General features: G+C 64.5%; 22 protein-coding genes. 14 read left to right on the forward strand and 8 right to left on the reverse strand.

What is annotated here, in order from left to right:
• Window positions 1-376: 376 nt before the first annotated feature.
• The 6 genes from ACOGJC_RS02085 to ACOGJC_RS02110 all read left to right on the forward strand — a co-directional run bounded on the left by ACOGJC_RS02085 (window position 377) and on the right by ACOGJC_RS02110 (window position 7,913).
• The gene (locus tag ACOGJC_RS02085) at window positions 377-2,605 is read left to right on the forward strand and encodes a S8 family serine peptidase (protein ID WP_419846859.1); all 2,229 of its coding nucleotides are present in this window, start codon (window positions 377-379) and stop codon (window positions 2,603-2,605) included.
• A gap of 149 nt (window positions 2,606-2,754) precedes the next feature.
• Entirely contained in the window at window positions 2,755-3,885 is a 1,131-nt protein-coding gene (locus tag ACOGJC_RS02090) for a hypothetical protein (RefSeq protein ID WP_419848180.1), read from the forward strand.
• Window positions 3,886-4,061: 176 nt separating this feature from the next.
• Window positions 4,062-5,264, forward strand: coding sequence for an amidohydrolase family protein (locus ACOGJC_RS02095; RefSeq protein ID WP_419846860.1), 1,203 nt, complete (start codon window positions 4,062-4,064; stop codon window positions 5,262-5,264).
• Window positions 5,265-5,309: 45 nt separating this feature from the next.
• Window positions 5,310-6,176 (forward strand): amidohydrolase family protein, encoded by an 867-nt coding sequence (locus ACOGJC_RS02100; protein WP_419846861.1) that lies wholly within the window; start codon window positions 5,310-5,312, stop codon window positions 6,174-6,176.
• 34 nt (window positions 6,177-6,210) lie between these two features.
• Window positions 6,211-6,690 carry a nitroreductase/quinone reductase family protein gene (locus tag ACOGJC_RS02105; RefSeq protein WP_419846862.1) on the forward strand — a complete coding sequence of 160 codons (480 nt, stop codon included), beginning with the start codon at window positions 6,211-6,213 and terminating at the stop codon, window positions 6,688-6,690.
• An 11-nt stretch (window positions 6,691-6,701) separates the two neighbouring features.
• On the forward strand, window positions 6,702-7,913 hold the full coding sequence (locus ACOGJC_RS02110; RefSeq protein ID WP_419846863.1) for a DegT/DnrJ/EryC1/StrS family aminotransferase: 1,212 nt from the start codon (window positions 6,702-6,704) through the stop codon (window positions 7,911-7,913).
• A gap of 24 nt (window positions 7,914-7,937) precedes the next feature.
• On the opposite strand, the gene ACOGJC_RS02115 is transcribed toward ACOGJC_RS02110, so the two are convergent.
• The gene (locus ACOGJC_RS02115; RefSeq protein ID WP_419846864.1) at window positions 7,938-8,312 is read right to left on the reverse strand and encodes an SgcJ/EcaC family oxidoreductase; all 375 of its coding nucleotides are present in this window, start codon (window positions 8,310-8,312) and stop codon (window positions 7,938-7,940) included.
• Window positions 8,313-8,465: 153 nt separating this feature from the next.
• On the opposite strand from ACOGJC_RS02115, the gene ACOGJC_RS02120 reads away from it, so the two are divergent.
• Together ACOGJC_RS02120 and betA are read left to right on the forward strand one after the other, a co-directional pair.
• The gene (locus tag ACOGJC_RS02120) at window positions 8,466-9,455 is read left to right on the forward strand and encodes a glycine betaine ABC transporter substrate-binding protein (RefSeq protein WP_419846865.1); all 990 of its coding nucleotides are present in this window, start codon (window positions 8,466-8,468) and stop codon (window positions 9,453-9,455) included.
• 79 nt (window positions 9,456-9,534) lie between these two features.
• Window positions 9,535-11,187, forward strand: a complete 1,653-nt coding sequence (betA, locus tag ACOGJC_RS02125; protein WP_419846866.1) for a choline dehydrogenase — start codon at window positions 9,535-9,537, stop codon at window positions 11,185-11,187.
• Here betA and ACOGJC_RS02130 read toward each other — a convergent pair.
• Entirely contained in the window at window positions 11,148-11,765 is a 618-nt protein-coding gene (locus ACOGJC_RS02130; RefSeq protein ID WP_419846867.1) for a TetR/AcrR family transcriptional regulator, read from the reverse strand. The genes betA and ACOGJC_RS02130 overlap by 40 nt on opposite strands.
• 69 nt (window positions 11,766-11,834) lie before the next feature.
• Here ACOGJC_RS02130 and ACOGJC_RS02135 point away from each other — a divergent pair, with 69 nt between their 5' ends.
• The gene (locus ACOGJC_RS02135) at window positions 11,835-12,878 is read left to right on the forward strand and encodes a quaternary amine ABC transporter ATP-binding protein (protein ID WP_419846868.1); all 1,044 of its coding nucleotides are present in this window, start codon (window positions 11,835-11,837) and stop codon (window positions 12,876-12,878) included.
• Window positions 12,875-14,824, forward strand: a complete 1,950-nt coding sequence (locus ACOGJC_RS02140; RefSeq protein WP_419846869.1) for an ABC transporter permease — start codon at window positions 12,875-12,877, stop codon at window positions 14,822-14,824. The genes ACOGJC_RS02135 and ACOGJC_RS02140 overlap by 4 nt, the downstream gene beginning before the upstream one ends.
• Before the next feature lie 25 nt (window positions 14,825-14,849).
• Here ACOGJC_RS02140 and ACOGJC_RS02145 read toward each other — a convergent pair whose 3' ends face one another.
• Window positions 14,850-15,374, reverse strand: a complete 525-nt coding sequence (locus tag ACOGJC_RS02145) for a pyridoxamine 5'-phosphate oxidase family protein (protein WP_419846870.1) — start codon at window positions 15,372-15,374, stop codon at window positions 14,850-14,852.
• Between the two features lie 16 nt (window positions 15,375-15,390).
• On the reverse strand, window positions 15,391-16,917 hold the full coding sequence (locus ACOGJC_RS02150; RefSeq protein ID WP_419846871.1) for a class I adenylate-forming enzyme family protein: 1,527 nt from the start codon (window positions 16,915-16,917) through the stop codon (window positions 15,391-15,393).
• Window positions 16,918-16,971: 54 nt separating this feature from the next.
• Here ACOGJC_RS02150 and ACOGJC_RS02155 point away from each other — a divergent pair, with 54 nt between their 5' ends.
• Entirely contained in the window at window positions 16,972-17,991 is a 1,020-nt protein-coding gene (locus tag ACOGJC_RS02155; protein WP_419846872.1) for an LLM class flavin-dependent oxidoreductase, read from the forward strand.
• Between the two features lie 3 nt (window positions 17,992-17,994).
• On the opposite strand, the gene ribA is transcribed toward ACOGJC_RS02155, so the two are convergent.
• The gene (gene ribA, locus ACOGJC_RS02160) at window positions 17,995-18,603 is read right to left on the reverse strand and encodes a GTP cyclohydrolase II (protein ID WP_419846873.1); all 609 of its coding nucleotides are present in this window, start codon (window positions 18,601-18,603) and stop codon (window positions 17,995-17,997) included.
• 66 nt (window positions 18,604-18,669) lie between these two features.
• Here ribA and ACOGJC_RS02165 point away from each other — a divergent pair, with 66 nt between their 5' ends.
• On the forward strand, window positions 18,670-19,518 hold the full coding sequence (locus ACOGJC_RS02165) for an LLM class F420-dependent oxidoreductase (protein WP_419846874.1): 849 nt from the start codon (window positions 18,670-18,672) through the stop codon (window positions 19,516-19,518).
• A 38-nt stretch (window positions 19,519-19,556) separates the two neighbouring features.
• Here ACOGJC_RS02165 and ACOGJC_RS02170 read toward each other — a convergent pair whose 3' ends face one another.
• The 3 genes from ACOGJC_RS02170 to ACOGJC_RS02180 form a co-directional block, all read right to left on the reverse strand.
• The gene (locus ACOGJC_RS02170; protein ID WP_419846875.1) at window positions 19,557-20,663 is read right to left on the reverse strand and encodes a Zn-dependent alcohol dehydrogenase; all 1,107 of its coding nucleotides are present in this window, start codon (window positions 20,661-20,663) and stop codon (window positions 19,557-19,559) included.
• Window positions 20,664-20,687: 24 nt separating this feature from the next.
• Window positions 20,688-21,602, reverse strand: a complete 915-nt coding sequence (locus ACOGJC_RS02175) for a DUF7065 domain-containing protein (protein WP_419846876.1) — start codon at window positions 21,600-21,602, stop codon at window positions 20,688-20,690.
• 146 nt (window positions 21,603-21,748) lie between these two features.
• Window positions 21,749-22,978: an MFS transporter gene (locus ACOGJC_RS02180; RefSeq protein WP_419846877.1), complete on the reverse strand. Its 1,230-nt coding sequence runs from the start codon at window positions 22,976-22,978 to the stop codon at window positions 21,749-21,751.
• A 68-nt stretch (window positions 22,979-23,046) separates the two neighbouring features.
• Here ACOGJC_RS02180 and ACOGJC_RS02185 point away from each other — a divergent pair, with 68 nt between their 5' ends.
• Window positions 23,047-23,850: a DUF2889 domain-containing protein gene (locus ACOGJC_RS02185; protein ID WP_419846878.1), complete on the forward strand. Its 804-nt coding sequence runs from the start codon at window positions 23,047-23,049 to the stop codon at window positions 23,848-23,850.
• 19 nt (window positions 23,851-23,869) lie between these two features.
• Entirely contained in the window at window positions 23,870-24,823 is a 954-nt protein-coding gene (locus ACOGJC_RS02190) for an AAA family ATPase (protein WP_419846879.1), read from the forward strand.
• The last annotated feature ends 6 nt before the right edge of the window (window positions 24,824-24,829 follow it).

Raw genomic sequence — 24,829 nt, forward strand, 5'->3', positions numbered from 1 at the left:
ATGTCCAGGTTGCTAGCTGGCTGTCGCATAGAGCCTCTCGACGAACAGCTAGCCCGAACAGCCGGAGCTGCATGTGGGCGCGCTGGCACATCTGACATCGTCGACGCTGTAGTCGTGGTCGGGGCTGCCGAACGAGGAGATCAAGTCGCCACCAGCGACATTGACGACATCCTCCATCTCTGTGAAGCCAACGGGCACACCCTCGATGTGCAGGAGCTATGAACCGAATGTGATACACATCTTCTTGCACAAGATGTCTCCAAAAAATGGCGTGGAACCTCAGATGACGACAACTGGGATCGCGAGGGTGCTTTGGACCGCAGTATCGGCCTCTGTTCTCGCAGCCGGCCTGGCCTTTAGTTCCGCTTCTCCAGCCGTGGCGCAACCGGTCAACGACGCCGCGGACTGCGCTGCGTCGTTCCGGTTCGCCGAGAAGCCGGTCCCTGTGGTCAAGACTTCCGACGGCCAAACCGTGTTGGCCTCGGTGGAGTGGGGCTACAGCGCCGAACACAACCTCTGCTACCTCGTACTGGACAACCAAGCCGTGACCGTCCTGCGGGCCAAAAGGGACGAGATCATCGGAACCGACCCGCCGCAGGACGCGGCCGCGGCTGCCCGCTGCCACCGCGCCTACAACCCCCAGCGCGGATTCGCCGCCGACCCCGTCCCCGTCGTCAAGACCGCTGACGGCCAAACCGTGCTGGCCACCGTGCGGTGGGGCTACAGCTCCGAACACAACCTCTGCTACCTCGTGCTAGACGACCAAGCCATCACCATCCTGCAAACAGCGGCGGCCGCGGTGGCGCAGGAACGCTACGAGGAGCGGCTCGCCGCGGCAGTGGAAACCTTGGACGACGGCGCAGTATGCCCGCAGGCCGACGCCCCGGAGTCATTCGACGGGGTGGCCGAGGTGGGCCGCATCCAGGACGGCTGCGTCGTGCTGGAGTACGTGGCGCTCGCCGGGAGGACCATGGCCGATCTGCGGGCCGAGCTGGCCAGCGACCCGACGGTGTTCGCCGTCGGCTTCCCCGTAATCGATGTGGTGCCGTTGCAGACCCCGTCAGGACTCTACGACGACCCGTCGCTCCCGCAGTGGCACCTGGAGACGATGGGCGCCGACAAGCTGTGGGACCCCGACGGGTGGGACTACACCGACGACCAGGGCAACAAGCGGAGAATTCCCGGCTGGCCCGCCGGGGCCGAAGTGACCGTGGCGGTCATCGACAGCGGGGTGGACGGCGGCCACCGAGACCTCGACGCGAACGTGCTGACGACAGGCCATGAGTGCAACAGGATCGACGAGGAAGGCGATCACGGCCACGGCACCTTGGTGGCGGGCATCATCGCCGCCGAACAGGGCAACGGAGTGGACGTGGCCGGGATCGCCCCCAAAGCCAGGATACTGCCCATCAGAATTGATCGCCTTGATAAGAACTGCAAGGACGACCTGTTCCCCACAGTGACACAAGCCATCAACGACGCCCGCACCAGCGGCGCGGACATCATCAACATATCGCTGCATTGGCCCCTAGAAGAATCTGATGGGACGACCAGAATCATCCTCGACTGCGCCCCCGGCCCAGGCGGCAGAACCCAACGCATACCCCTAGGACCGTCAGCCTACTGCGTGTCCACGGACACGATGTGGTGGGCGATCCGAGTAGCCCGACGCCAAGGAGTCGTGACAGTCGCCGCATCGGGAAACTGCGGCGACGACCACCCCGAGGAATGGGCCGACCCCGACGGGGACGGCCGCAGGGATTGGGTGCGAAGTGCCGACAAAGACAACCCAAAAGGGGACTACGACAAGTCTGAATGGAAGTATGCGTGGGAGAACGATGGCTGCGACCGCCACAACCAGTTCGACTACCCCGCCTCCTACCCAGAGACGATCTCCGTGGCAGCCATCAACGCGGACAGACAGCGGAGGGTTTCAAGCACGAGCAATGGATCCGTCGATGTAGCCGCCCCCGGCGGCAAAATCCTAACCACACGATCCAGGCTTCCCCGCTACGAGGAGGCTGGCGGGACAGTGACCAGATCGGGGACATCCTTTGCCGCGCCGATGGTTTCCGCGGCAATCGCCCACATGAAAGCCCGATACCCCCAAGCGACCCCCGAACAGATCACAACCGCCATCCTGGCAACTGCCCACCAAGACCCCAACGCCAACCCCCGCTCCTTCAACACGGCGCTGTTGCACCTCGGCTTCCGCACCGACGACCTCGGCTACGGCATCATCAACCCCATAGCCGCCATCGAATACCTAGACCGTAGGCTCAACCACCTGCCGACACCCACAACCGGCAACCAATTCACCGCCATCGCAACAGGCAGTGAGCATTCATGCGCCATCAAAACCGACAAAAGCATCGCATGCTGGGGCAGCGACAATGTCCACGAAACCGCCCCACCTTTGGGCAGTTCACCGCCATCACCGCCGGTGGTGAGCTTTCGTGCGCCATCAAAACCAACAAAAGCATCGCATGCTGGGGCAGTAACTTCTTTGGGCTGGCCAATGCCCCCGCAGGCCAGTTCACCGCCATCACTCAATCGTGCGCCATCAAGACCGACAAGACCATCGCATGCTGGGGCAGCCACATAATCGACGAAGCCGCCCCGCCCGAGGGCCAGTTCACCGCCATCGACGCCGGTCAGGGCTATTGGTGTGCCATCAAGACCGACAAGACCATCACATGCTGGGGGTCAAACTCCGGAAGCGTAATAGACCCGCCCGAGGGCCAGTTCACCGCCATCGCCGCCGGCAGTCACCATGCGTGCGCCATCAGAGCCAACGGGTCCATCACCTGCTGGGGTTCGAACAGGGCCGGCCAAATCGACAGAACCGGCGCAACAGACGCACCCGATGGCCAGTTCACCGCCATCGACGCCGATCAGCACTATTCGTGCGCCATCAAAACCGACAAGACCATCACATGCTGGGGCCTGAACACCTTCGGGCAGACCGACGCTCCTTTGGGCCGGTTCACCGCCATCGCCGTCGGCCCCTGGCATTCGTGCGCCATCAATACCGACAAGACCATCAAATGCTGGGGTCTGAACAACTCTGGGCAGACCGACGCGTCTGCACCCTCGTTGGCCACCGCAAATGCTTACACCACCATCACCGCCGGCTCCGAGCATTCGTGCGCCATCAATACCGACAAGACCATCGCATGTTGGGGCCTCCGCTTCAACAGCGACTACGGCGAAACAGACGCGCCCTCAGGCCAGTTCACCACCATCGCCGCCGGAGATGAGCATTCGTGCGCCATCAATGCCGACAAGGCCATCGCATGCTGGGGAGACAACCGCCGAGGCCAGATTGATTCGCCCTCAGGCCAGTTCACCGCCATCGCCACCGGCCCCTGGCATTCGTGCGCCATCAAATCAGACAAGACCATCACATGCTGGGGTTGGGAGTATGCCGACCCAACAGACGCACCCGATGGCCAGTTCACCGCCATCGCCGCCGGCTTCGGGCATTCGTGCGCCATCAGGACCGACAAGACCATTACCTGCTGGGGTCGCACCGAGATTGGGCAGATCAATTCTCCCTCAGGCCAGTTCACCGCCATCGCCACTGGAATTGACCATTCGTGCGCCATCAGGACCGACAAGACCATCATCTGCTGGGGAGGCAACTTTGAAGGTCAGATCGATTCTCCCCCAGGCCAGTTCACCGCCATCGCCGCCGGAAATCACCATTCGTGCGCCATCACAGCCAACGGGACCATCACCTGCTGGGGAGACAACCGCCAAGGTCAGATCAATTCTCCCCCAGGCCAGTTCACCGCCATCGCCGCCGGAAATCACCATTCGTGCGCCATCACAACCAACGGGACCGTCACCTGCTGGGGTCGCTTGAGCTTTAGGACCGTATAGAGCCAACGCGCTAGTGGCCCGGCCAGCGCTAACGGAATCTGAAGCAGGCCATGGATGGTCGCCTTGTTCTGCGGGATATCTGAGTGACCTGATTGGCTGCGCCGGGATTTGTGGGGTTGGGCTGGCGCGGCGAAAATCGGGGGCAACGCCCGCCCCGCCACTCCCAGAGGTGCAACATGGCAGATCTGCCGTTCAAGGTGTTCGACGCTGACAACCACTACTACGAGGCCACCGACGCCTTCATTCGCCACATCGACCCGGCGATGAAGAAGCGCTGCATGCAGTGGGCCGACATCGACGGCAAGCAGCGTTTGCTGGTGGCGGGCAAGATCAACCGGTTCATCCCCAACCCCACATTCGACCCGGTGTCCAAGCCGGGGGCGCTCCAGGACTTTTTCCGGGGCCGCAACAAGGATGGCGTGGACGTGAAGACCATGTTCGGCGAGCTCGACCCCATCTCCGAGCGCCCTGAGTACCGCGACCGGGACAAGCGCCTGGAGTTGATGGACACCCAGAACATCGAAGCCGCCCTGTTCTTCCCCACCCTGGGTGTGGGCATGGAGCAGTCGCTGCGCCACGACCCTCCCGCGGTGGTGGCCGCCTTCACCGCATTCAACCGGTGGCTGGCCGAGGACTGGGGCTTCGCCTACCAAGAGCGCATCTTCGCGGCTCCGGTGATCTCCATGATCGATGTGGATTGGGCCGTCTCCGAGGTGGAATGGGCCTTGGCCAACGACGCCCGCATGGTGGTGATGGTGCCCGGTCCGGTGCCCACTCCCGACGGGGGCGACCGCTCGCCGGGCATGCCCCACTACGACCCGGTGTGGGCCCGCATCGCCGAGGCCGGCATCACCGTGGGCATGCACGGCGGCGACGGCGGCCTGCACGACTACAACGAGCGGTGGGAGCCCACCGCCGACTTCCAGTCGTTCCGAACCTCCACGTTCAAGCAGATCACCGGCCACGACCGCCAGATCTTCGACACCATGGCCGCCCTGGTGTGCCACGGGCTGTACGACCGTCATCCCAACCTGCGGATCGCCTGCATCGAAAACGGGGGCATGTTCGCCCCTCGCCTGGTTGAGGAGTTGAAGATCGCCTACGGCAAGATGCCCCAGGAGTTCAGCACCGACCCGGTGGACCAGTTCATCAACCACGTCTGGGTGTCGCCCTACTACGAGGACGACATCGACCTCATCAAAGAGACGATAGGCGCCGACCACATGCTGTTCGGTTCCGACTACCCCCACGCCGAGGGGCTGGAAGTGCCCACCGACTTCATCTACGACATCCCCAACTTCACCGACGCCGAGGCCAAGGCCATGATGCGGGACAACGCCTGGGACGTGATCACTCCCCGCTCCGCGCTGGCCGCCTGAGCATCGTCGTACCCCACCGAACCGACTGACGGAAGGAAGCACACCATGGCCATGCCCACCGACATCCCAATCATCGACACCATGATCGGGTTCCCCAAGCCGGATTTCTCCACCTACGACTTCATCCGTACCCAGACCAAGGACACCCAGTCGTCCGAGGAGTTCGACTTCCCGGTGGAATACATGTTCAAGGGAGTCCCCAAAGAGCTGTACGGCACCGATGACGACCCGGTTCAGGTAACGCTCAAGGAGATGGACCGGTTCAACATCGAGTTGGCCCTCATCTCCTGTGAGGACGACAGCGGCCAGCGGGCGCTGAAGGACTACCCCGAGCGGTTCATCCCCTCCATGAGCGTCGACCCTAACGATGTGATGGGCGAAGTGCGCCGCATAGATCAGCTCCACCGGGAGTGGGGCGTCAAGGCTGTCGGAGCGTTCCCCGCGGGCTGCTTTCCCCAGGTGCCCATCGACGACGCCAAGTTCTATCCGATCTACGCCAAGTGCGTGGAGCTCGACTTGCCCATCTTCGTGTGTGCCGGCGTGCCCGGCCCCCGGTTCCCGTTCTCGCCCCAGCACGTGGAGCGCATCGACCGGGTGATGTACGACTTCCCCGAGTTGACGTTCGTCACCCGCCACGGCTGCGAGCCCTGGGAGGACCTCGCCGTGAAGCTCATGTTGAAGTGGCCCGGCCTGCACTACTCCACCTCGGCGTTCGCCCCCAAGCACTACCCCGAGGCCATCATCCGCTACGCCAACACCCGGGGCGCTGAGAAAGTGATCTACGCGGGCTACTTCCCGATGGGATTGTCGCTGGAGCGGATCATGACCGACATGAAAGACGTTCCATTCCGGGACAAGGTATGGCCCAGCTTTCTGCGGGAGAATTCCCGCCGAGTGCTGAAGCTGGACTGACGATCCCGCCTGAACAACAAATAGGAGACAACCCGTGAGCGATCAGAGAGTCGAGCAGACCTGGGAGACGCCCTCATTGGAGGAGATCCCGGTCATCACCAAGATGCACGTGGAGGCCATGGAGTCCAGCGACGACCCCATGGTGTGGAGCCAGGCGGGTATGCACCACGTTCTGATCCGCACCGTCGGCCGCCGCTCGGGCAACGAGCACAAGGTGGCCCTGCCCTATTGGCGCGATCCCGACGGCCATCGCATCGTGGTGGCGTCGTTCGCCGGGGCCAAGGCCCATCCTTCGTGGTACTTCAACATCGCCGACAAGGAGGCCAACCCCGAGCTGCTGATCACCGAGGAGGGCCAGCAGTTCTGGGCGGTGGCCGACATCTGCGAGGGCGACGACTATCAGGCCACCTGGGACGGCTTAGTGGCCGACCGGGCCTGGTATGCCGACTACCAGGCCAAAGCCCCCCACCGCCAGATCCCCTTGGTGCGGCTCGTCGAGCAGCGCCCTGCTTAGGAGCAACCGCCATGCCAAACCAACCTGTCCGCACCCTGCCGCCCGCGGGGGCCATCCAAGACGAGCGCGAAATCGAAGCCGTGCTCGAGGTGCTGCGCTCGGGCGACCTCAACATCGGCGAGAACGTGGCCCGCTTCGAAGACGAGGTGTCCACGATATTGGGCAAGGAGCGGGGGGTGATGGTCAACTCGGGCTCCTCGGCGCTTCTGCTGGCCATCGGACTGCTCGACTTGGAGCCCGGTGACGAGGTCATCACCTCGGTGCTCACCTTCTCCACCGACGTTTCCTCTATCGTCCAATGCGGGCTGGTACCCGTGTTCGTCGACGTGGAGCCCGACACCTTCCAGATCGACGTGAACCGGATCCCCGAGATGATCGGCCCCCGCACCAAGGCCATCATGACCCCCAACCTGATGGGCAACTGCCCCGACTGGGACGTGATCCGGTCCATCGCCGATGAGCATGGCCTCAAGGTGATCGAGGATTCCTGCGACGTACTGGACACCCGGCTGCGGGGCACCCGCATCGGTGCCCGCAGCGACATCAGCCTCACCAGCTTCGCCATCTCCCACTCGCTCACCTGTGCGGGCAACGGGGGCATGGTGGCCATGGACGACGCCGAGATGCATGACAAGTGCCTGACCCGCCGGCGCTGGGGGCGGCGCTCGGAGTCGTACCTGTACGGCTCCCGTAAGGGCGAGGACACCCGCTGGGGCCCGCTGGACGACGGCACCATGTACGACCAGATCTTCATCTTCGACGATCTGGGCTACAACTTCGAGCCTTCCGAACTAGGCGCGGCCTACGGACTGGTGCAGCTCTCCAAACTCGAAGAGTTCAACGCCCGCCGGCGCCACGCCTTCGACCGCTATAACGACTTACTGGTCAACCACACCGACAAGGTGATCCTGCCTCGCACGACCCCTGAGCTGGACACCACCTGGATGCGCTATGGCTTCATCCTCCGTCCCGAGGCGGGGCACGACCGCACCGAGGTGCAGAACTTCCTGGAAGACCGCAACGTGCAGTCCCGCATGGTCTGGACCGGCAACATCTTGCGCCAGCCCGGCTTCTCGGGCATCGAGCACCGGGCCCCGGCCGACGGTTTCCCCAACGCCGACCTGGTGATGGACCACGCGCTGTGCATCCCCACCCACCACGGCCTGGGGTCAGACGACATCGGCTACGTGGTCGACACCCTGTCCGATTTGTTCGGCGGCTGAGCCACCCCCTTTGGGGCGCCGCGCTCAGCCGCCGGCGAACTGTCCCATGTCGAAGTAGTCCGACCAGCGGGCAATGCGCCCGTCGCGCACCTCGAACACTCCGCATACCGGCAAGGCAATTTGTCCGTCGCCAGTGTTGATGTAGTCGGTCCGCTCATTCAAGACCACGTTGCCGTTGGCTGCTTGATGGTGGGTCTCGAACACAATGCCCCCAGAAGCGGGGAAGAACCCCTCCAAGAACGCCCGGATGGCCTCTGCCCCCTCCAAGGGGTCCATCGGGACGTTGTGATAGACGGCGTCGTCAGTGAAGTAGGCCATCAGCTCGTCGGCATCGCCGTTGGCCCACGCGGCGCAAAACTGGCTCACCAGTTCGTTGGGATCGGTCGGCAGATCGGCCATCGCTCTCTCCTGTCGTCGGGAAGGTCCAGCATGGCCCGCCCCGCGCCTGCTCTGCCAAATGCGAAGAGGCTCTAGCGCACGGCTGAGCGATGTGCTATGTTACAAAACAGTCCAGTTAGCCTGTTTTTGGCAATCGACTTTAAGGGGGATCCCATGCGGACAGACACGATCAAATCGCTACGAGGCTGGAGGGTCATCGCCTTGCTCCTGGCTGTACTGGCACTCGTTGCCGTCAGCTGCGGAAATGACGATGACGACTCCCGAGGCTCGCAAACGACGATCACGATTGCAGTCAACGGATGGAACGGGGCTGCGGCGAACTCCGCAGTAGCCGCCCAACTGCTTGAGAATGAACTCGGATATGACGTTGTCCGCGTGGACATCGACGAGAACGCCCAGTGGCCAGCCATCAACACCGGCGACATCGACGTATCACTCGAAATCTGGCCTTCTGGACACGCCCAAGACGTCGTTGACTTCATCGACAACCCAGATGCAAACATCGATAACGCTGGACTGCTCGGACCCGTCGGCAAGATCGGCTGGTTCATCCCCACCTACATGGTGGATCAGCACCCAGAACTAGCTACATGGGAAGGGTTTGCCAACCCTGAGTTGGCGGGCATGTTCGCCACTGCGGAAACCGGCGACCTCGGACAGTTCCTGGGCGGCGACCCCAGCTTCGTGCAGTTCGACGAGGCGATCATCAACAACTTGGGCCTGCCTCTCCAGGTGGTCTACGCCGGTTCCGAGGCCGCAATCCTGGCCGCGGTTGATTCGGCCTACAGCCGTCAAGACCCGATCCTGGTCTACCTGTGGACGCCGCACTCGGCATTCAACAACTACGACCTCACCAATGTGCTCCTTCCCGAGTACACCGACGCATGCGGCGAGGCAGCGGCGAGCGCGCCCGAGGATGTTGACTGCGACTACCCGGCAGACGTGCTGTTCAAGATCATCAACACCGACCTGGCTGAGAACGCCCCTGATGCAGACGCATTCCTGAGGGCCATGAACTACACCAGCGCCGACCAGATCGCGATGCTGGCCGCCATCGAAAACGATGGCCTGTCAGTGGACGACGCGGCAGCCGCGTGGATCGAGGCCAACGAAAACGTCTGGAGCGCTTGGCTCCCCTCCTAGGCTCCAGCTGAGAACCGGTGCCGGCGGCTTGCGGGAGCTGCCGGCACCGGTTCTCTTTTCCTCTCTTTAGGAGCAGTCGTTGTACGACTTCATCATTGTCGGAGGCGGCTCTGCTGGCTGTGCGTTGGCCAACCGACTGAGTGCGGAGGCCGACAACAGCGTTCTGGTGCTGGAAGCAGGGCGGCGGGATTACAAGTGGGATGTGTTCATTCACATGCCCGCGGCCCTGGCTTTTCCCATCGGCAGTCGCTTCTACGACTGGAAGTACGAGAGCGAGCCCGAGCCCCACATGGGAGGCCGACGGGTCTATCACGCCCGGGGCAAGGTGCTGGGCGGCTCAAGCTCGATCAACGGCATGATCTTCCAGCGGGGAAACCCCGCCGACTACAACAAGTGGGCCGCCGAACCCGGCATGGAGAACTGGGACTACCGCCACTGCCTGCCGTACTTCAAGCGCATGGAAACCTGCCTGGCCGGTGGCGACCAATGGCGGGGTGAGGAAGGGCCGCTGGTGTTGGAGCGGGGGCCGGCCGACAGCCCCCTGTTCACCGCCTTCTTCAAGGCAGTGCAGGAGGCCGGGTACGAACTGACCGACGACGTCAACGGGTACCGCCAGGAGGGCTTTGCCGCGTTCGACCGCAACGTCCACCGGGGACGGCGGCTCTCGGCGTCGCGGGCCTACCTGCACCCGGTGATGCACCGCAAGAACCTCGAGGTGGAGACCGGCACTCTCATCAGCCGGGTGCTGTTCGAGGGCAACCGAGCGGTCGGCGTTGAGTACCGCCGACGGGGACGCCAGCACACCGCCCGGGGGGGGCAGATCCTGTTGTGCGCGGGGGCATTCGGCTCAGCCCAACTGCTTCAGCTCTCCGGAGTCGGGCAGGCTGGCCTGCTGGAGTCCTTGGAAATCCCGGTGGTGGCTGACCGGCCCGGGGTGGGAGAGAACCTCCAAGACCACCTGGAGGTGTACGTCCAGTACGCCTCCAGCCAACCGGTTTCCATGCAGCCCCATCTCAAGCTGTGGCGCCGGCCCTGGATCGGCCTGCAATGGCTGGCCCGAAAAGGGCCCGGGGCCACCAACCACTTCGAGGGCGGCGGTTTTGTCCGCTCCAACCCCGACGAGTCCTACCCGAACCTCATGCTCCACTTCCTGCCGTTGGCCATCCGCTACGACGGCTCGTCGCCGAGCAGCGGACACGGCTACCAAGTTCACGTCGGGCCCATGTACTCAGACGCCCGGGGCCATCTGCGAATCAAGTCGCTCGACCCCCGGGTGAAGCCGGCGATTCAGTTCAACTACCTCTCCACAGAGCAGGACCGGCGCGAGTGGGTGGAGACCATCAGAGTTACCCGCAGCATCATGAGCCAACCGGCGTTCGCCGCCTACAACGCGGGCGAGCTGTCACCAGGCCTCGAAGTCGCCACCGATGACCAAATCATGGACTGGGTCGCCCGCGACGCCGAGACCGCGCTGCATCCCGCGGGGACGGCTCGCATGGGGTGTGATGAACAGTCAGTCGTGGATCCCGCAACGATGCAGGTTCACGGAACCGAGGGCCTGGCGGTGGTGGACGCCTCGGTGATGCCCACCGTGACCAACGGCAACATCTACGCCCCGGTGATGATGATCGCCGAGAAGGCGGCCGACCTCATCTTGGGCAGCCAACCCCTAGCGCCCCAGGATGCCCCGGTCTACTCAGCCGAGTCGATCAAATCCCGGGCCGCTCCATGATCGGAAATCAGGCTGGAGACCAGGTCGATCACCTTGCTGCGTTCCTCCCCGGTGGGCGGCGCCAAACCGAACAGGTCGATGAGCCAGAGCCCGTCGCCGACGATCCGGGCCAGCAGGGCCCCAACCTCATCGAGCCCGTCGTCATGGCACAGCCGGTCCTGCCAACGCCGAAAAGTGGCCCGAGTGCTGTCCAGCAGGTCGTCGTCCACGGCGGCCGCGGCCAGAATCGACACCGCTGTGTCGGTGGCCGCCTTGGTCGGCTCCCGCACATAGTCGAGATAGGCCAGCGCGAACGCTCCCTGGCTGGCCTCGATGCCGTCGGCCAGCACGTTGAGCTCGTGGTCGAGCACTCCCATCACCTGATTGAGCAACCCGACAATCAGAGCGTCTTTGGAGCCGAAGTGATACAGGAATCCGCCCTTGCTGACACCGGCTCGGGCCGCCACCTTGTCAAGAGTCAGCGACGAGACTCCCTCTTGCTTGATGACGTCGGTGGCCGCTTGCAGTATCCGGTCGCGGGTCAGCACGGCCCGCTCTTGAACCGGCTGATTTCTGGGCCGCCCGGCAGCTTCTCCCATTGCCGGGTCAGGGTACCCCAAACCAATACCCGTCTGTTCGGACGGTAAAGTCTGGTCCGGGGGGCGGCGATGGACACAGCCAGCGAGACAGCCCAAGTCAAGGTCGAAGGCGTGTGGAAGGTCTTCGGGCGAAAGGCCCGCGAGGCTAGGGCAATGGCCAAGACCGGTGCCTCCCGGGAGGAGATCCAGACCGCCACGGGCAGCGTGGTGGCCGTTCGCGACATCACCTTCGAGGTGGCCCCGGGTGAGACGTTCGTGGTCATGGGCTTGTCGGGCTCGGGCAAGTCCACCCTCATCCGGTGCGTCTCCCATTTGGTGAAGCCCACCGAGGGAAGGGTCAGGCTGTGCGGCACCGAGCTCACCCGGGCCGACAGCGCCACCCTGCGAAACCTGCGCCGCCAGAAGATGGCGATGGTGTTCCAGCACTTCGGGCTGTTCCCCCATCGCAAGGTAGTGGACAACGTGGCCTACGGGCTCGAAGTCCAAGGAGTGGATCGCCAAGATCGCCAAGATCGGGCCCGGGAACTGCTGGAAACCGTCGGCTTGGACGGCTGGGGCGACCATTACCCCCAACAGCTCAGCGGCGGCATGCAGCAGCGGGTGGGATTGGCCCGAGCCCTGGCTGTAGACCCCGAGGTGCTGTTCTTCGACGAGCCGTTCTCGGCCCTCGACCCCCTCATTCGCCGGGACATGCAAGATGAGCTGATCGACCTCCAGATGAAGCTCCAACGGACCCTTGTGTTCATAACCCATGACTTTGCCGAGGCGCTGAAGCTGGCCGACCGCATCGCCATCATGAACGACGGCACCTTCGTGCAGGTCGGCACCCCGGTGGAGATCCTGACCAATCCGGCAGACGACTACGTGCGGGCGTTCACCCAGGATGCCCCAGTGGCCAAGGTCTTGCAGGCCTGTTCGCTGATGCGACCCCTCGACGGGACCGCAATCGAACCGGGATGGCCGCAGGTGTCGTTGACCACGCCGTTGGAGACTGCGCTCCCCCACTTGCTCGGGTCGACCCACCCCGTGGTGGTTTGCGATGAGCACAACACGCCGGTGGGCCTGCTCCACGGAGACGATGTCGCGGGTGTGATTTCTGAGAACCACCCATGACGGCAGTCGATGAGGCCCGTCGCATGGTCGGCGGGCTTCGAACCGGGACTGACAGTCGCCTGGCGCGCTTCATCCTGGCCGTCGGCACCATAATCGTGCTGGTACTGGTGTTTCGTCTGTCCACCAATTTCGGCGTCTTCCCCGACGACTGGGACATCGGACTGGCCGATCCCATCGATCGGGCACGGCGGTGGCTGATCAACAACCAGACCTCCCATTGGCTGTACACCGCGTTCTTGAACCCCATTACCGACGCCATCGACTGGGGGATCCGCCGTTTGGAATCCATTCTCAAGTGGTTTCCGTGGTACTCCTACCCGCTGTTCACCGGCCTCGGGCTGTGGTGGACCCGAGGGCGAGTGGCCGGAGTGCTGGGCTTGGCCAGCGTGGCTCTGATCGGAGTGGTGGACCTCTGGGAGGAGTCCTTCGCAACTCTCGCCCTGATGGGAGTGTCGGTGCTCATCTCCGTGGTCATCGGCATTCCGTTGGGTATAGCGGCTTGGCGCAGTGACGCGATGGCCAGAGTGGTACGTCCCACCCTGGACGCCATGCAGACCATGCCGGGGTTCGTCTACCTCATCCCGTTCGTGCTGCTGTTCGGGTTTGGGCGGGTCCCGGCCTTGATCTCCACGGTGATCTTCGCTTTGGCGCCGGTGGTACGGCTCACCGAGGTGGGGTTGCGCACTGTCCCTCAGGTAACCGTCGAAGCCTCGGAGATGTTCGGCGCCACCGAACGGCAGACCTTGCGGCTCGTTCGCCTCCCCCAAGCCCGGCCGGCCATTTTCGCGGGGATGAACCAAACCACGATGCTGGCCATGAGCATGGTGGTCATCGCCGCATTCATCGGCGCTGGTGGCCTGGGTCAAGTGGTGCTGCGGTCCATGCAGAGCATCAACGTGGGCAAGGCGTCGGAGGCTGGCATCGCCATTGTGATCATGGCCATCATTCTGGACCGCTTCTCCACCGGAATCGCCACCGCGGACCCGGGTCGCGATGCCCAGACCATTCGGTGGCTGGCCACCGCGGTGTCCGTGGTGGCCGTTGTCGGGGGCTTGCTGGGTCAAAACGAGTTCCCCGAATCACTGAACTGGCAATTCGCCCCCTATGTGAATGACGCTACCGATTGGGCTCGGGACAACCTTTACGACATCGGCGGATCGGGAATCGGGACCGGCCCGTTCAGCGACTTCGTGACCCTCGAATTCGTTACCCCGCTTCGCGAACTGCTCTCGAGCGACATCCCGTGGCCGGCCATGATCGGGATCGGAGTCGTCCTTGGCCTGTGGGCCCGGGGCATCCGTCTGGCCATCGGCATCGGAGCGGCTTTGTTCGCCATCGGGTTCTTGGGCATGTGGGCGCTGTCCATGGATACCTTGGCCCAGACCATCGTGGGGGTGGCCATCACCTTGGCCATCGGGGTGCCGGTGGGGATCATGACCTCGCACAACGATCTGCTGCGGACCGCCCTCAAACCGGTGTTGGACTTCTTCCAGACCATTCCCAGTTTCGTGCTGCTGGTGCCGGTGATCACCCTCTTCCACGTGGGCCGCATTCCCGGCATCATCGCCTCGGTGATCTACGCCCTTCCCGCCGCGGTCCACTACACCGACCTGGGGCTGCGCCGGGTGCCCTCGGAGATCCACGAGGCGGCCGAGAGCTTCGGCGCCACCCGCAGCCAGCGCCTCCGACGGGTGGAAATGCCGCTGGCCGCCCCCGAGCTGATGGTGGCCGTGAACCAGGTGATCATGCTGATCCTGGCCATGGTGGTTATCGCCGGCCTGGTCGGCGGGGGCGGCTTGGGTTTGGAGGCTGTTCGAGGGCTGCGGCGCAGCGATGCGGTCGGCCGGGGATTCGAAGCCGGCATCGCCATCGTGCTGCTGGCCAGCATCCTTGACCGGCTTACCCGGGCCATCGCCGACCGTCTCCGCCCTCCCGCCGCGGTCTAGAGGGCTACCGCTCCGCCAGCAGGCATCAGCTGCTTTCCTCAATCCACGCCGCGGTGGCCACCTCCTGTTTGGTCCCGTCAAAGGAGATGCGCTGGGTGGGCTCCACCTCGAGGATGACCCGTCGCGGGGAGTCCAAGAACCGGGCGAAATGCGCCCGCATCTCTTCATCCCGGTGCAGGGCGGCAGCCAGTTCCGGGTAGAACCAGGCCTTGGTCTCGTCGTCGTCGTGCAGACGGCAGATGCCCTTGTAGGTCACCGTCTGCCTGCGGGGCACCCCGGCTGCCCCGGTGCTGGTCACCACGACGCATACCCGGTGGTCGCGGCGCACCGCGCCGATGCGGGCCCGCTGGCCGCTGGCGGTGAGCCAGAACCGCCCCTGGCGCCAGATGAAGCTCATGATGACCCCCACTGGCCACCCCTCCTTGTTGGCCCAGATGAAGGTGCACTCGGTTTGGGCGGCCAGCATGGCCTCCTCGGCGTCGGTCTCCAACCCCCACCCCGTCACATCTTCGTAGTCGGCCACCGTCTCGGATTGGTGTTCGTCGCTCATCGGTGCCTCCGCCCGCTCAGCCTGTGGCCATTGTTTGTACTTGGGATCGGGCGATCTTGCCCAGAGGACTGCGGGGAAATGCCTCTACGAAGCAGATCTCGCTCGGAACCTTGAACGAGGCCAGATTGGCCCGGCACAGGTCGAGCAGGTCTTCTGCCGCCACTTCTACGCCGTTGGCCGACTGCACGAAGGCCACCACCACCTCGCCGAGGCGGTCGTCGGGCCGACCCACCACACAGCACTCCGCCACCCGGCTGTCGGCCCCCAACACCCGCTCGATCTCGGCGGGATAGATGTTGTTGCCGCCCCGGATGATCAGCTGGCTGCGTCGCTCCACGATGTACAGCTCGCCGCCGGAGTCGAACCGGCCCAGGTCGCCGGAGTGGACCATGCCGCCCCGCAACGTCTCGGCTGACAGTTCGGGGAGTCCCCAATAGCCCAGCATGGTGCGGTACACCCCGGCCCACGGACCGTCTCGACGGGGGCCGAAACAGATCTCCCCCACCTCGCCCACCGGCACGGGTTGGTCTTCGTCGTCGAGCACCTGCACCTCCACGTGGGGCAGCGGTCGCCCGCAACTTCCCTCGATGATGGGGCGGCCGAGGTCTTGGCGGGCCACCAGTGTCGGCCCCTCGGTGAGGGCATAGCTGGTGGCGGGCTTGGCCCCGAACCGCTCCTCGAACAGCAGCTTCACAGATTCGGGCATCCCCGCTCCCCCCACTCGGGGCTTGGTGACGGTAGCCAGGTCGTCGGGATGAACGTCGGGATGGGTCAGCAGGTCGTAGGCCACCGTTGGCACCACCGCAAAGTGGGTCACACCCTCCTGTTTGATCCACCGGGCCAGCGATACGGGGTCGTGGCGATCGGCAACGGCGCACGTGGCCAACGCCTGCACGGTTGTCAGCGGATTGAGGACTTGAAGGTTCAATATCGTCAGCGGCTGGACGCACAGAAACACGTCGTCGGCGTCGTAGCTGCCCCGGACCACGGCTACCGCCCCCGGCAACAGGGCATTGTGCTGGCTGTGCATCACCCCTTTGGGATTGCCAGTGGTACCTGAGGTGTAGGCGATTGCCGCTACCGCCAGCGGATCGACTTCAGGCCAGTGGTCGATGGGAGCGGTGGTGGCCAACAGTGACCGCCATTCGTCCAACCCGATGACGCGCCGCGCGCCGACTTCCTCTGAGGGATCGGCAGTCAGAAAGAGCCTAGGGTCGCAATCGTCGATCAAATGGCGCTTCTCGGGCGGGGCCAGAACAGTGTGGACTCCTACGAACACCGCGCCCCGGGCCCAGATGCCCATAAGCACAACCACGACGTCGATGTCGTTGGGCAAGCACACGGCCACCCGGTCGCCAGCCCGCACCCCCAGCTCGGCCAGCACAGCGGCGGTTCGGAAGACCTCGTCGGCCAACTCTGCGTACGTAAACCGCCCGCTGGCGCCCACGAGCGCGGTCTTCTGGGGTGCCGCGGCCACGGCCCGGTCCAACAACGGGCCCAGCGACAGGGGCTGGCTCAAATCGATCGGTGGGGCATCCGGCACCGGCAAGATGGTAGGCGCACAGCGTTCCATGCGAGCGACCTCTAATGTCGGGATATGAGCCTCTCTATCTCATTCGGCACCGGAAAGGTCCCCGAAGACCTGTCGACCTACGGAGCTTGGGCCCGCCTGGCGGAGGATTGCGGGTTCTCCATGGTCGTCGCCGGCGATTCTCAGTCGTTGTGGGCCGATCCGTTTATGACCCTCACTGTGGCGGCCAATAACACCGAGAACGCCCTGTTGGCCACCACCGTCACCAACCCGGTCACCCGTCACCCCGCGGCGGCTGCATCCACCGCCATGGCGCTCCAACAGATCTCCGGGGGGCGGTTCCGCTACGGGATCGCCTCGGGCGACAGCGCGCTGCTCAACATCGGCGAACGGCCGGCAACAGTGGACTATCTCCGGGACTACACCGCGGCGGTCAAGGCACTCAGCAACGGAGAGACGGCCCGATGGCAGGGCAGGGACCTGCACATGCGCTGGGGTCCGGCCCCCGTCCCGGTGTGGATCGCCGCTGAGGGCCCCCGCACCCAGTACATGGCCGGACAGATCGCCGACGGCGTGATCTTGTCCAACAGCCTGCCCGCCGACGTGTGCGAGATCGTACTGGGCAATATCGCCGACGGGGCCCGCTCGGTGGGCCGAGACCCAGACGAGATCGAGGTGTGGTGGTTTGCCAATCTGCTGTTCGCCGAATCAGAAGAGGCCGGCCTGGAGCAGATCAAGTTCCTGATCGCGGGTACCGCCAACCATGTGTACCGATTCCACATGGACGGCAAGGGCCTGCCCGAGGACATCAAGCCCAAGGTGGCCGCCATGATGGCCGAGTACGACAGCCGCCATCATGCCTTCGCCGACGGGGCCAACGTGAACGCCGGACTGGCCGACAAGCACGGCCTGACCGAGTTCCTGGCCAGCCGGGGCACCATCGCCGGCCCTCCTGAATACTGCGTCGACCGATTGACCGAGCTAGCCGAGCGGGGCGTGAATCGAATGGTGTTGGCCCAGTTCATGGACGACAAGGAAACCTGGATGCGGGCGTTTGCCCAGCACATCGCCCCCGTATTCTGCTGAGAACTACCCCAAGTTGAGCAAGTGGCCGAGGCGCTGTTCTTTGGTGCGGAGATAGTCCACGTTCTCGCTTCTGGGGGGCACTACCAGAGGAACCCGGCGGGCGATCTCCAAGCCGAAGGAGGCCAAGCTGTCGAGTTTGGCGGGGTTGTTGGTCATCAGCGCCGCTCGCGTGACCCCCAGCTCGGCCAGGATGGCCGCTCCGACGCCGTAGTTACGGTCGTCCACCGGCAGGCCGAGCTCCAAGTTGGCGTCCACCGTGTCACGCCCCTGGTCTTGAAGGGCATAGGCCTGCAATTTGTGCCCGATGCCGATGCCCCTTCCCTCATGGCCCCGCATGTACACCAGCACGCCGGTGCCGCAGGCCGCGATGGCGTCCATGGCCGCGTGCAACTGAGCCCCGCAGTCGCAGCGAAACGAGCCGAACACATCCCCAGTGAGGCATTCGCTGTGCACCCGCACCAAGACCTCATCGGTGCCCGTTATATCGCCGAGGGTGAACGCCACATGCTCCACACCGTCGTCCATCGACTCGAAGGCGTGGCAGGCGAATCGCCCCCATTTCATAGGCACCTCGGTGGTGGCTACCAGCCTGATCTTTGGTTGTTGTCTCATTAGCTGGCCCTGACAGTACCCCTGCCAGCAGCGAAACTGGCAGCCCAAGCGACATACGCTTTGGCCATGAGGTTCGGGGTGATGATGCAGACCACCGACCGATCGATGTCGCCGGTGAGGCTGGCTCAGGAGGCAGAGGCCCGAGGCTACGCCTGCATCTACCTGCCCGAGCACACCCATATCCCCACCAGCAGGCGCACGCCGCCTCCCACGGGCGAGGACGAACTGTCGGAGACCTACTTCCGGACCCTTGACCCCTACATTGCGCTAGCCGCCTGCGCCCAAGCCACCACAACTGTCGGGCTGGGAGTGGGAGTGGCGCTGCCCGCTCAACATGATCCCATCACCTACGCCAAGCAGTGCGCCACCCTCGACTGGATGAGCGGAGGCCGTCTGGTGCTGGGAATCGGCTACGGCTGGAACCACGAGGAAATGGAGAACCACGGCATCGATGTCCGCCGACGGCGGGCTCTGGTCAGAGAGCACATGCTCTGTGCTCAGGCGCTTTGGGGACAGGAAATAGCCGAGTTCCACGGGGAGTTCGTGACCATGGAGCCCTCGTGGAGCTGGCCCAAGCCCATTCAGCAGCCCCGCATCCGCACCATCATCGGCGCCGCTCCCGGTCCAACGACCTTCGCCCACATCGCCGAGTTCGGCGACGGCTGGATGCCCATCGGCGGCGCCGGCATGCGAGCCGCACTGGCCGACTTGGCCCAGGCCATGGCGGCAGTCGGGCGTAGCCTCGACGAACTGGAGCTCATCACCTACGGAACTCATCCCGACCCCGGCAAGCTGGCCTACTACCGAGACATCGGCATCACCGAAGTGGTGCTGCGGTTCCCCCACGGCGGCTCAGCCGACGAGGTGCTGCCGGTGCTGGACGACTACACCCGCTGGATCGAAGAGTTCGGGTAAAGAGGCTGTGCCTGATGGCCCGGCGATAATCCGCCAGGCTATTCCTCGCTGATGTCCAGCACTGTGCGGACCACGCCGCCGGTGTCTAGCTCGTCGAGGGCGGCGGTGACGTCGTCGAGGGGGCGATGCTGAGTGATCAGCTCGTCCAACAGGAGTTCGCCGGAGCGGTAGAGGTCGAAGATCCACGGGAAGTCCCGGGCCGGCGAGGAGTTGCCGTACATACTGCCGGTCAGCGCTTTGCCGAAGTAGATCTCGGTGGCATCGATGTGGAACGGGGTCCCGGCCGGCGGTCCGCCGACCATCACCGCCAACCCGCCCATGCCGATCGAATGCCAGGCGTTCATGTAGGTGGCTCCGGTGCCGATCACCTCGAAGGCGTAGTCGGCGCCTCGGCCCCCAGTTATCTCCATCACCGCGGCCACCGGATCGTCGTCGGATGCGTTCACGGTGTGGGTGGCCCCGAACCGCTCGGCCAACGCCAGCTTGTCGGCCAGCAGATCCACCGCCACAATCTCGGCCGCCCCCATGAGGCGGCAGCCCTGGATTACGTTGAGACCCACTCCGCCGCAGCCGTAGACCACACACGTGCTGCCCCGGCGCACCTGGGCGGTATTGACCGCCGAGCCCACTCCGGTGGGCACCCCGCAGCCCACCAGGCAGGCAACGTCCAGCCCCACGTCGTCGGGCACCGCCACTGCCTTGGAGAAGTGGACCACAGCGTGCTCGGCAAAAGAGCCCACCGTGCAGAACGAGTGGTGGATCTCGCCGTCTTTCTCGAAGCGATGGCCACCGTCGTAGTAGGTGCCGATGGGGAAGGCGGGCAGCACCTGACAGCGGTTGGCGAAGCCCATGGCACAAGACCGGCAGCGGCCGCAACTGGCCACCAACGACAGCACTACCCGGTCGCCGGGTTTGATCCCGGTGACACCCTCCCCCACATGCTCCACCACCCCGGCTCCTTCGTGGCCCAGGATCATGGGGGTCTCCCAGTCGCGGTTGCCGTGGTACACGTGAAGGTCGCTGTGGCAAACGCCGCTGTGGGTGATCTTCACCAGCACGTCTTGGGGGGCCAAGTTGCAGATGTCCAACTCGACGATGTCCAGCGGTGCATTCGGCTCCCGATACACCGCAGCCCGCGTCTTCATGGCTCTTCCTCCTCTTGGTGCGTCCTATTGGTTGGCGGCCAGCCACTCCCGCAGCTCCCGGACACCCCAGTGCCAGCGGTATTCCCCTATGCCCGGCTCGCCCTCATAGTCCCAGTCCACAAAGCCGTTGCACGAGAATGCGTTGGTGGACACCTTCTCGATGGTGCGGGCCACCCGGCCTTCAAAGCGGTGGTGGCGGCCTCGTTCGTCGGCGATCTCATACACCAGTGCGGTGGTGTGGTAGCCGTCCAGCTCAAATCGTCCGGTCCCCTCGGTGATGCGGACGATATCTCCCCCGTCCAGTAGGTAGCCGTGGGTGATGACGCAAGACTCGGGCGAGTCATTGCGGGTTTGCACGAGAAAATGAAAATCGTCTCCCCAGTGGCCGTCGTCGAAGTTGCCGCATCCCAAACGGGCCACTGATTCCCGGCGGGGTCCCCAGGAATGGTCCCGGTTCACCGCACAGTCCACTTCGAACCGCTCGCCGTTCACTACGACCTCCCCTGAAACGTGGAGAGTCTGATCGATATGGCCGTGGGCCAATTTGGCGTCGGCGCGCTGGATCGACCCGAACCCCTGTCCTGCCCCGGCAACCTTGGTCTCCCCCACCTCTACCGGCGGCATCAGCGCGGTGTACTCCAGGTCGAACACCGTGCCGTCGATGCCGTCGTAACGGACTTCCCAGCGTTGGAATGCCTCGGTCTGGCGCACCGAGATGCCGTTGTCCAGGTGGTAGTCGTCCAAGTTGTGAGGGGGCATCGGCATGGCGAAGCGATCTTCGTGCATGTCGTTGGCCAATGCCCCGGTGGCATCCAGCCCCCGGTTGGAGTACACGAACACGTTGGCCCCCACGATGCCCAGCGTGGGCCGCCACATAGAGCGCAAGTGCCCGACCATGGCCTCAGCGGGAACGAAGAAGCAGAACCAGTTGGTTTCCACCCAATTCCAATCACGAAACCGAGGCTCGTGCAAAAACCGGTCCCGCCGGCTCAACCGCGTTCCCGGCGCTTGGCTGCTCTCTCCCATAGCCCTTCGACCGTACTCCGCGAGCGAGCCCCGACGTTGCTGGGTGAGAAATCCGATGGTTAGTCGGGGCCCAGATCTAGGCCGGCAAAGCCGTTGGATCGGATCACCGTGATGGCCCAGAAGACAGCCAGCAGCCCGCCATACAGCAGCAACACGAATCGCATCGACACCAGGTCACCCAGGAAGCCGCCGATCAGCGAGCCGATCGGCAGCCCGGACAGCACCGACATCAGCCACACCGACATCACCCGGCCTCGATACTGCTCATCGACCTGCACTTGCAGGGCGCTGTTCACCGTGACCCCGTGGGCCATGTGGGCCGCACCGAACACGAAGTAGCCCAGCAATCCGAATGCCAACCACGGAGTGACCCCCACCACCAGCACTCCCAAGGCGTACACCCCGACGGCAGCCATCTCGACCCGGGAGCGAAGGTGGCGGTCGCCGAAACGGGTGACGTACAAGCCCACCACCAGCGATCCGAATCCGAAGGTGGCGGTGAGCCAGCCCAAACCGCCATCGCCGAGAGAGAACACGTCGTCGGCCACGCTGGCCACCAGGGCAAAAGCGAAGACCGCTCCGACGCAGGCCACAATGAACGAGGTGAACATCACCAAGCGCATGGCGGGACGGCGCCTGACGTATTCCAAACCGTGGCGGAACTGCAACCAGAACGGTTCTTGCTCGACCGGTTCCGCGGCCCGCAGCCTCATCGGAGCCATCAAGGCCAGACCCAGGGCGAAGCCGACAATCGTCACCGCGAAGGCCGGTCCCGGGCCCCAATACAGCAAGGTGATCCCGGCCATTGCCGGGCCCAGCGCCCGCCCGGCGGTGAACGACAGCGACACGAAGCGCACCGCCGACAGAAGATCCTCGGGCGGCACCAACAGCGCGGTCATCGCCTGGGTGGGCGCCCACTGGAACCCCGAGGCCACCCCCACCACCACCTGGAGGCCGATCATCAGCCAAGGGGTGAGGAGATCGGCGGCGAACAGCGCCAAAAACACCGCCGAGCAGGCCAACTGAGTGAAGAACGACCCGAACAAGATGGCCTTGCGGCTGATCCGGTCGCTCCAGATGCCGGCCACCGGGGTCATGAACAGCGAGGGGATCAGCACCGCGAACGCCGAGCTGCCCACCCACCAATTCGAGTCGGTCAGCTCGTTCATGTAGAAGGGCACGGCCAGCGACTGCATGAACTGGCCGGTTGTGGCGATGGATACCCCGATGAAGAACAGCAGGAACGAACGATGGGACAGAGCGCGAAGCGCAGAAGGCGGGGCTGGCACGATCTGCCGACAGTACTTGCCCCGACGATAAATCTGGTCGTCCGATCCCGGTGTGAGAACATCAGCCAGTGCCCCAGGATGAACGACAGCCTGAGCTGGTTCGCAACCGCCACGGCAGCGGTGCCTTCCGCCGCCGGCTGCGGATGATCGCCCCCGATGACAAGACAGTGGTGGTCGGCCTTGAGGACGACATGCACCACTACGAAGCGGCACTCACCCATGACGGCCAGCGCATCACCGAGGCGTCCGCCGCCGGACCCCGGATGCCCTGGGAACCGTGCTCGGGGGCACTCGACCAGCTCCAGGCCCTGGTGGGCTGCCCGCTGACCACCGCCGCATCGGAGGTGTTCTTCTGGACCGACATCCGTCAGCAATGCACCCACCTCTACGACGCCGCCGTGCTCGGGGTGCTCCACGCCGCCCGGGGGCGAGTCGGCACTCGCCAGTACGACGCCACCGTGCCCGATTGGGACCAGCCCCCGTTCGACGCCTGGATCGAGCGCGACGGGATCGAGGTCTACCGCTGGCGGATGGCTGCGACCCTGGAGATCGAGTCACCTGAGCCGTTCGGCGGTCGTCCACTCAAGGGTGGGTTCGTCCGCTGGTGCGAGCAGGTGCTCGATCCTGAGGCCGCCGAGGCCGCCTGGGTGCTCCAGCGCACCGTGTGGCTGTCGGGTGCCCGCCGGGTAGAGCTGGAGGACTGCGACAACGCCATCATCTCCGGGCTAGTCCCAAACGTCTGCTGGACTTCCCAACCCGAGCGCTATGACCTGGCGATCCGGCGCCGGGGCACGTTGCGCGACCACGGCCCCAGTCCCGACGGAATGCTCGTTGACATGCCCGCGCGCTGGCCGCAACTCCGCGCTACCTGAGAGACTCAGCGATATGGCAATGAGCAGAGCAGAAGAAAATCTGTTCGCCGAGCAGTTCCAATCCATCACCGCCAACATCGGCCGGGCCATCCTGGGAAAGCCCAATGTGCTGGATCTGGCTGTGACCTGTCTGCTAGCCGAGGGGCATCTGCTGATCGAGGACGCCCCCGGCGTCGGCAAGACCAGCCTGGCCAAGGCGCTGGCCATAACCGTGCAGGCCGAATTCGGCCGCATCCAGTTCACCCCCGATCTGCTCCCCTCCGATGTGGTGGGGGCCACTATCTGGAACCGGACGGCCAATACCCTGGATTTTCAGCCTGGACCGGTGTTCTCCGGCATTGTGGTGGCCGACGAGATCAATCGAGCCTCCCCGAAGACCCAATCAGCGCTATTGGAGGCTATGGCTGAGCGGCAGGTCACCGTGGACGGCACCACCCATGGCCTCCCCCGACCGTTCATGGTGATCGCCACCCAGAACCCGCTGGAGCACGAGGGCACCTACCCGCTGCCCGAAAGCCAGCTCGACCGATTCTTGATGCGTATCGAGGTGGGCTACCCCTCCAAACAGGCAGAGTTGGACATTCTCGAAGCCCATGGCGCCGACGGCCCGTTGGACACTCTTCGCCCCGTGGTGGACTCTCAAGCCGTCAGCGCGCTGGCCGACCACGCCAGCGCGATATTCACGGCCCCGGGGATCAAGCGGTATCTGGTGCAGATCGCCAACACCACCAGAGACCACCCCAGCCTCATCTTGGGGATGTCCACCCGGGCTACCCTCGCGTTGCAGCGGGCCAGCCGGGTGCGGGCGGCGTCTCAGGGGCGGGATTACGTGCTCCCCGACGATGTGAAGCAGCTGGCTGTGCCGGTCTTGGCCCATCGGCTGCTGCTGAACCCCCAAGCTCGGGCCCAGGGCACACCGCCCGCTCAAATCGTGGACGAAATCATGAGCTCGGTCCCGGCCCCGGTCGACTGACTGCCC

The organism is Candidatus Poriferisocius sp. (assembly GCF_965204015.1).
Taxonomy (GTDB): domain Bacteria; phylum Actinomycetota; class Acidimicrobiia; order Acidimicrobiales; family Bin134; genus Poriferisocius.

Excerpts from the sequence above, each read along its gene's own strand:
- ACOGJC_RS02095 (WP_419846860.1), top strand. The coding sequence starts at position 4,062 with ATGGCAGATCTGCCGTTCAAGGTGTTCGACGCTGACAACCACTACTAC.
- ACOGJC_RS02100 (WP_419846861.1), top strand. The coding sequence starts at position 5,310 with ATGGCCATGCCCACCGACATCCCAATCATCGACACCATGATCGGGTTC.
- ACOGJC_RS02110 (WP_419846863.1), top strand. The coding sequence starts at position 6,702 with ATGCCAAACCAACCTGTCCGCACCCTGCCGCCCGCGGGGGCCATCCAA.
- ACOGJC_RS02115 (WP_419846864.1), bottom strand. The coding sequence starts at position 8,312 with ATGGCCGATCTGCCGACCGATCCCAACGAACTGGTGAGCCAGTTTTGC.
- ACOGJC_RS02120 (WP_419846865.1), top strand. The coding sequence starts at position 8,466 with ATGCGGACAGACACGATCAAATCGCTACGAGGCTGGAGGGTCATCGCC.
- ACOGJC_RS02130 (WP_419846867.1), bottom strand. The coding sequence starts at position 11,765 with ATGGGAGAAGCTGCCGGGCGGCCCAGAAATCAGCCGGTTCAAGAGCGG.
- ACOGJC_RS02135 (WP_419846868.1), top strand. The coding sequence starts at position 11,835 with ATGGACACAGCCAGCGAGACAGCCCAAGTCAAGGTCGAAGGCGTGTGG.
- ACOGJC_RS02140 (WP_419846869.1), top strand. The coding sequence starts at position 12,875 with ATGACGGCAGTCGATGAGGCCCGTCGCATGGTCGGCGGGCTTCGAACC.
- ACOGJC_RS02145 (WP_419846870.1), bottom strand. The coding sequence starts at position 15,374 with ATGAGCGACGAACACCAATCCGAGACGGTGGCCGACTACGAAGATGTG.
- ACOGJC_RS02155 (WP_419846872.1), top strand. The coding sequence starts at position 16,972 with ATGAGCCTCTCTATCTCATTCGGCACCGGAAAGGTCCCCGAAGACCTG.
- ribA (WP_419846873.1), bottom strand. The coding sequence starts at position 18,603 with ATGAGACAACAACCAAAGATCAGGCTGGTAGCCACCACCGAGGTGCCT.
- ACOGJC_RS02165 (WP_419846874.1), top strand. The coding sequence starts at position 18,670 with ATGAGGTTCGGGGTGATGATGCAGACCACCGACCGATCGATGTCGCCG.
- ACOGJC_RS02170 (WP_419846875.1), bottom strand. The coding sequence starts at position 20,663 with ATGAAGACGCGGGCTGCGGTGTATCGGGAGCCGAATGCACCGCTGGAC.
- ACOGJC_RS02190 (WP_419846879.1), top strand. The coding sequence starts at position 23,870 with ATGAGCAGAGCAGAAGAAAATCTGTTCGCCGAGCAGTTCCAATCCATC.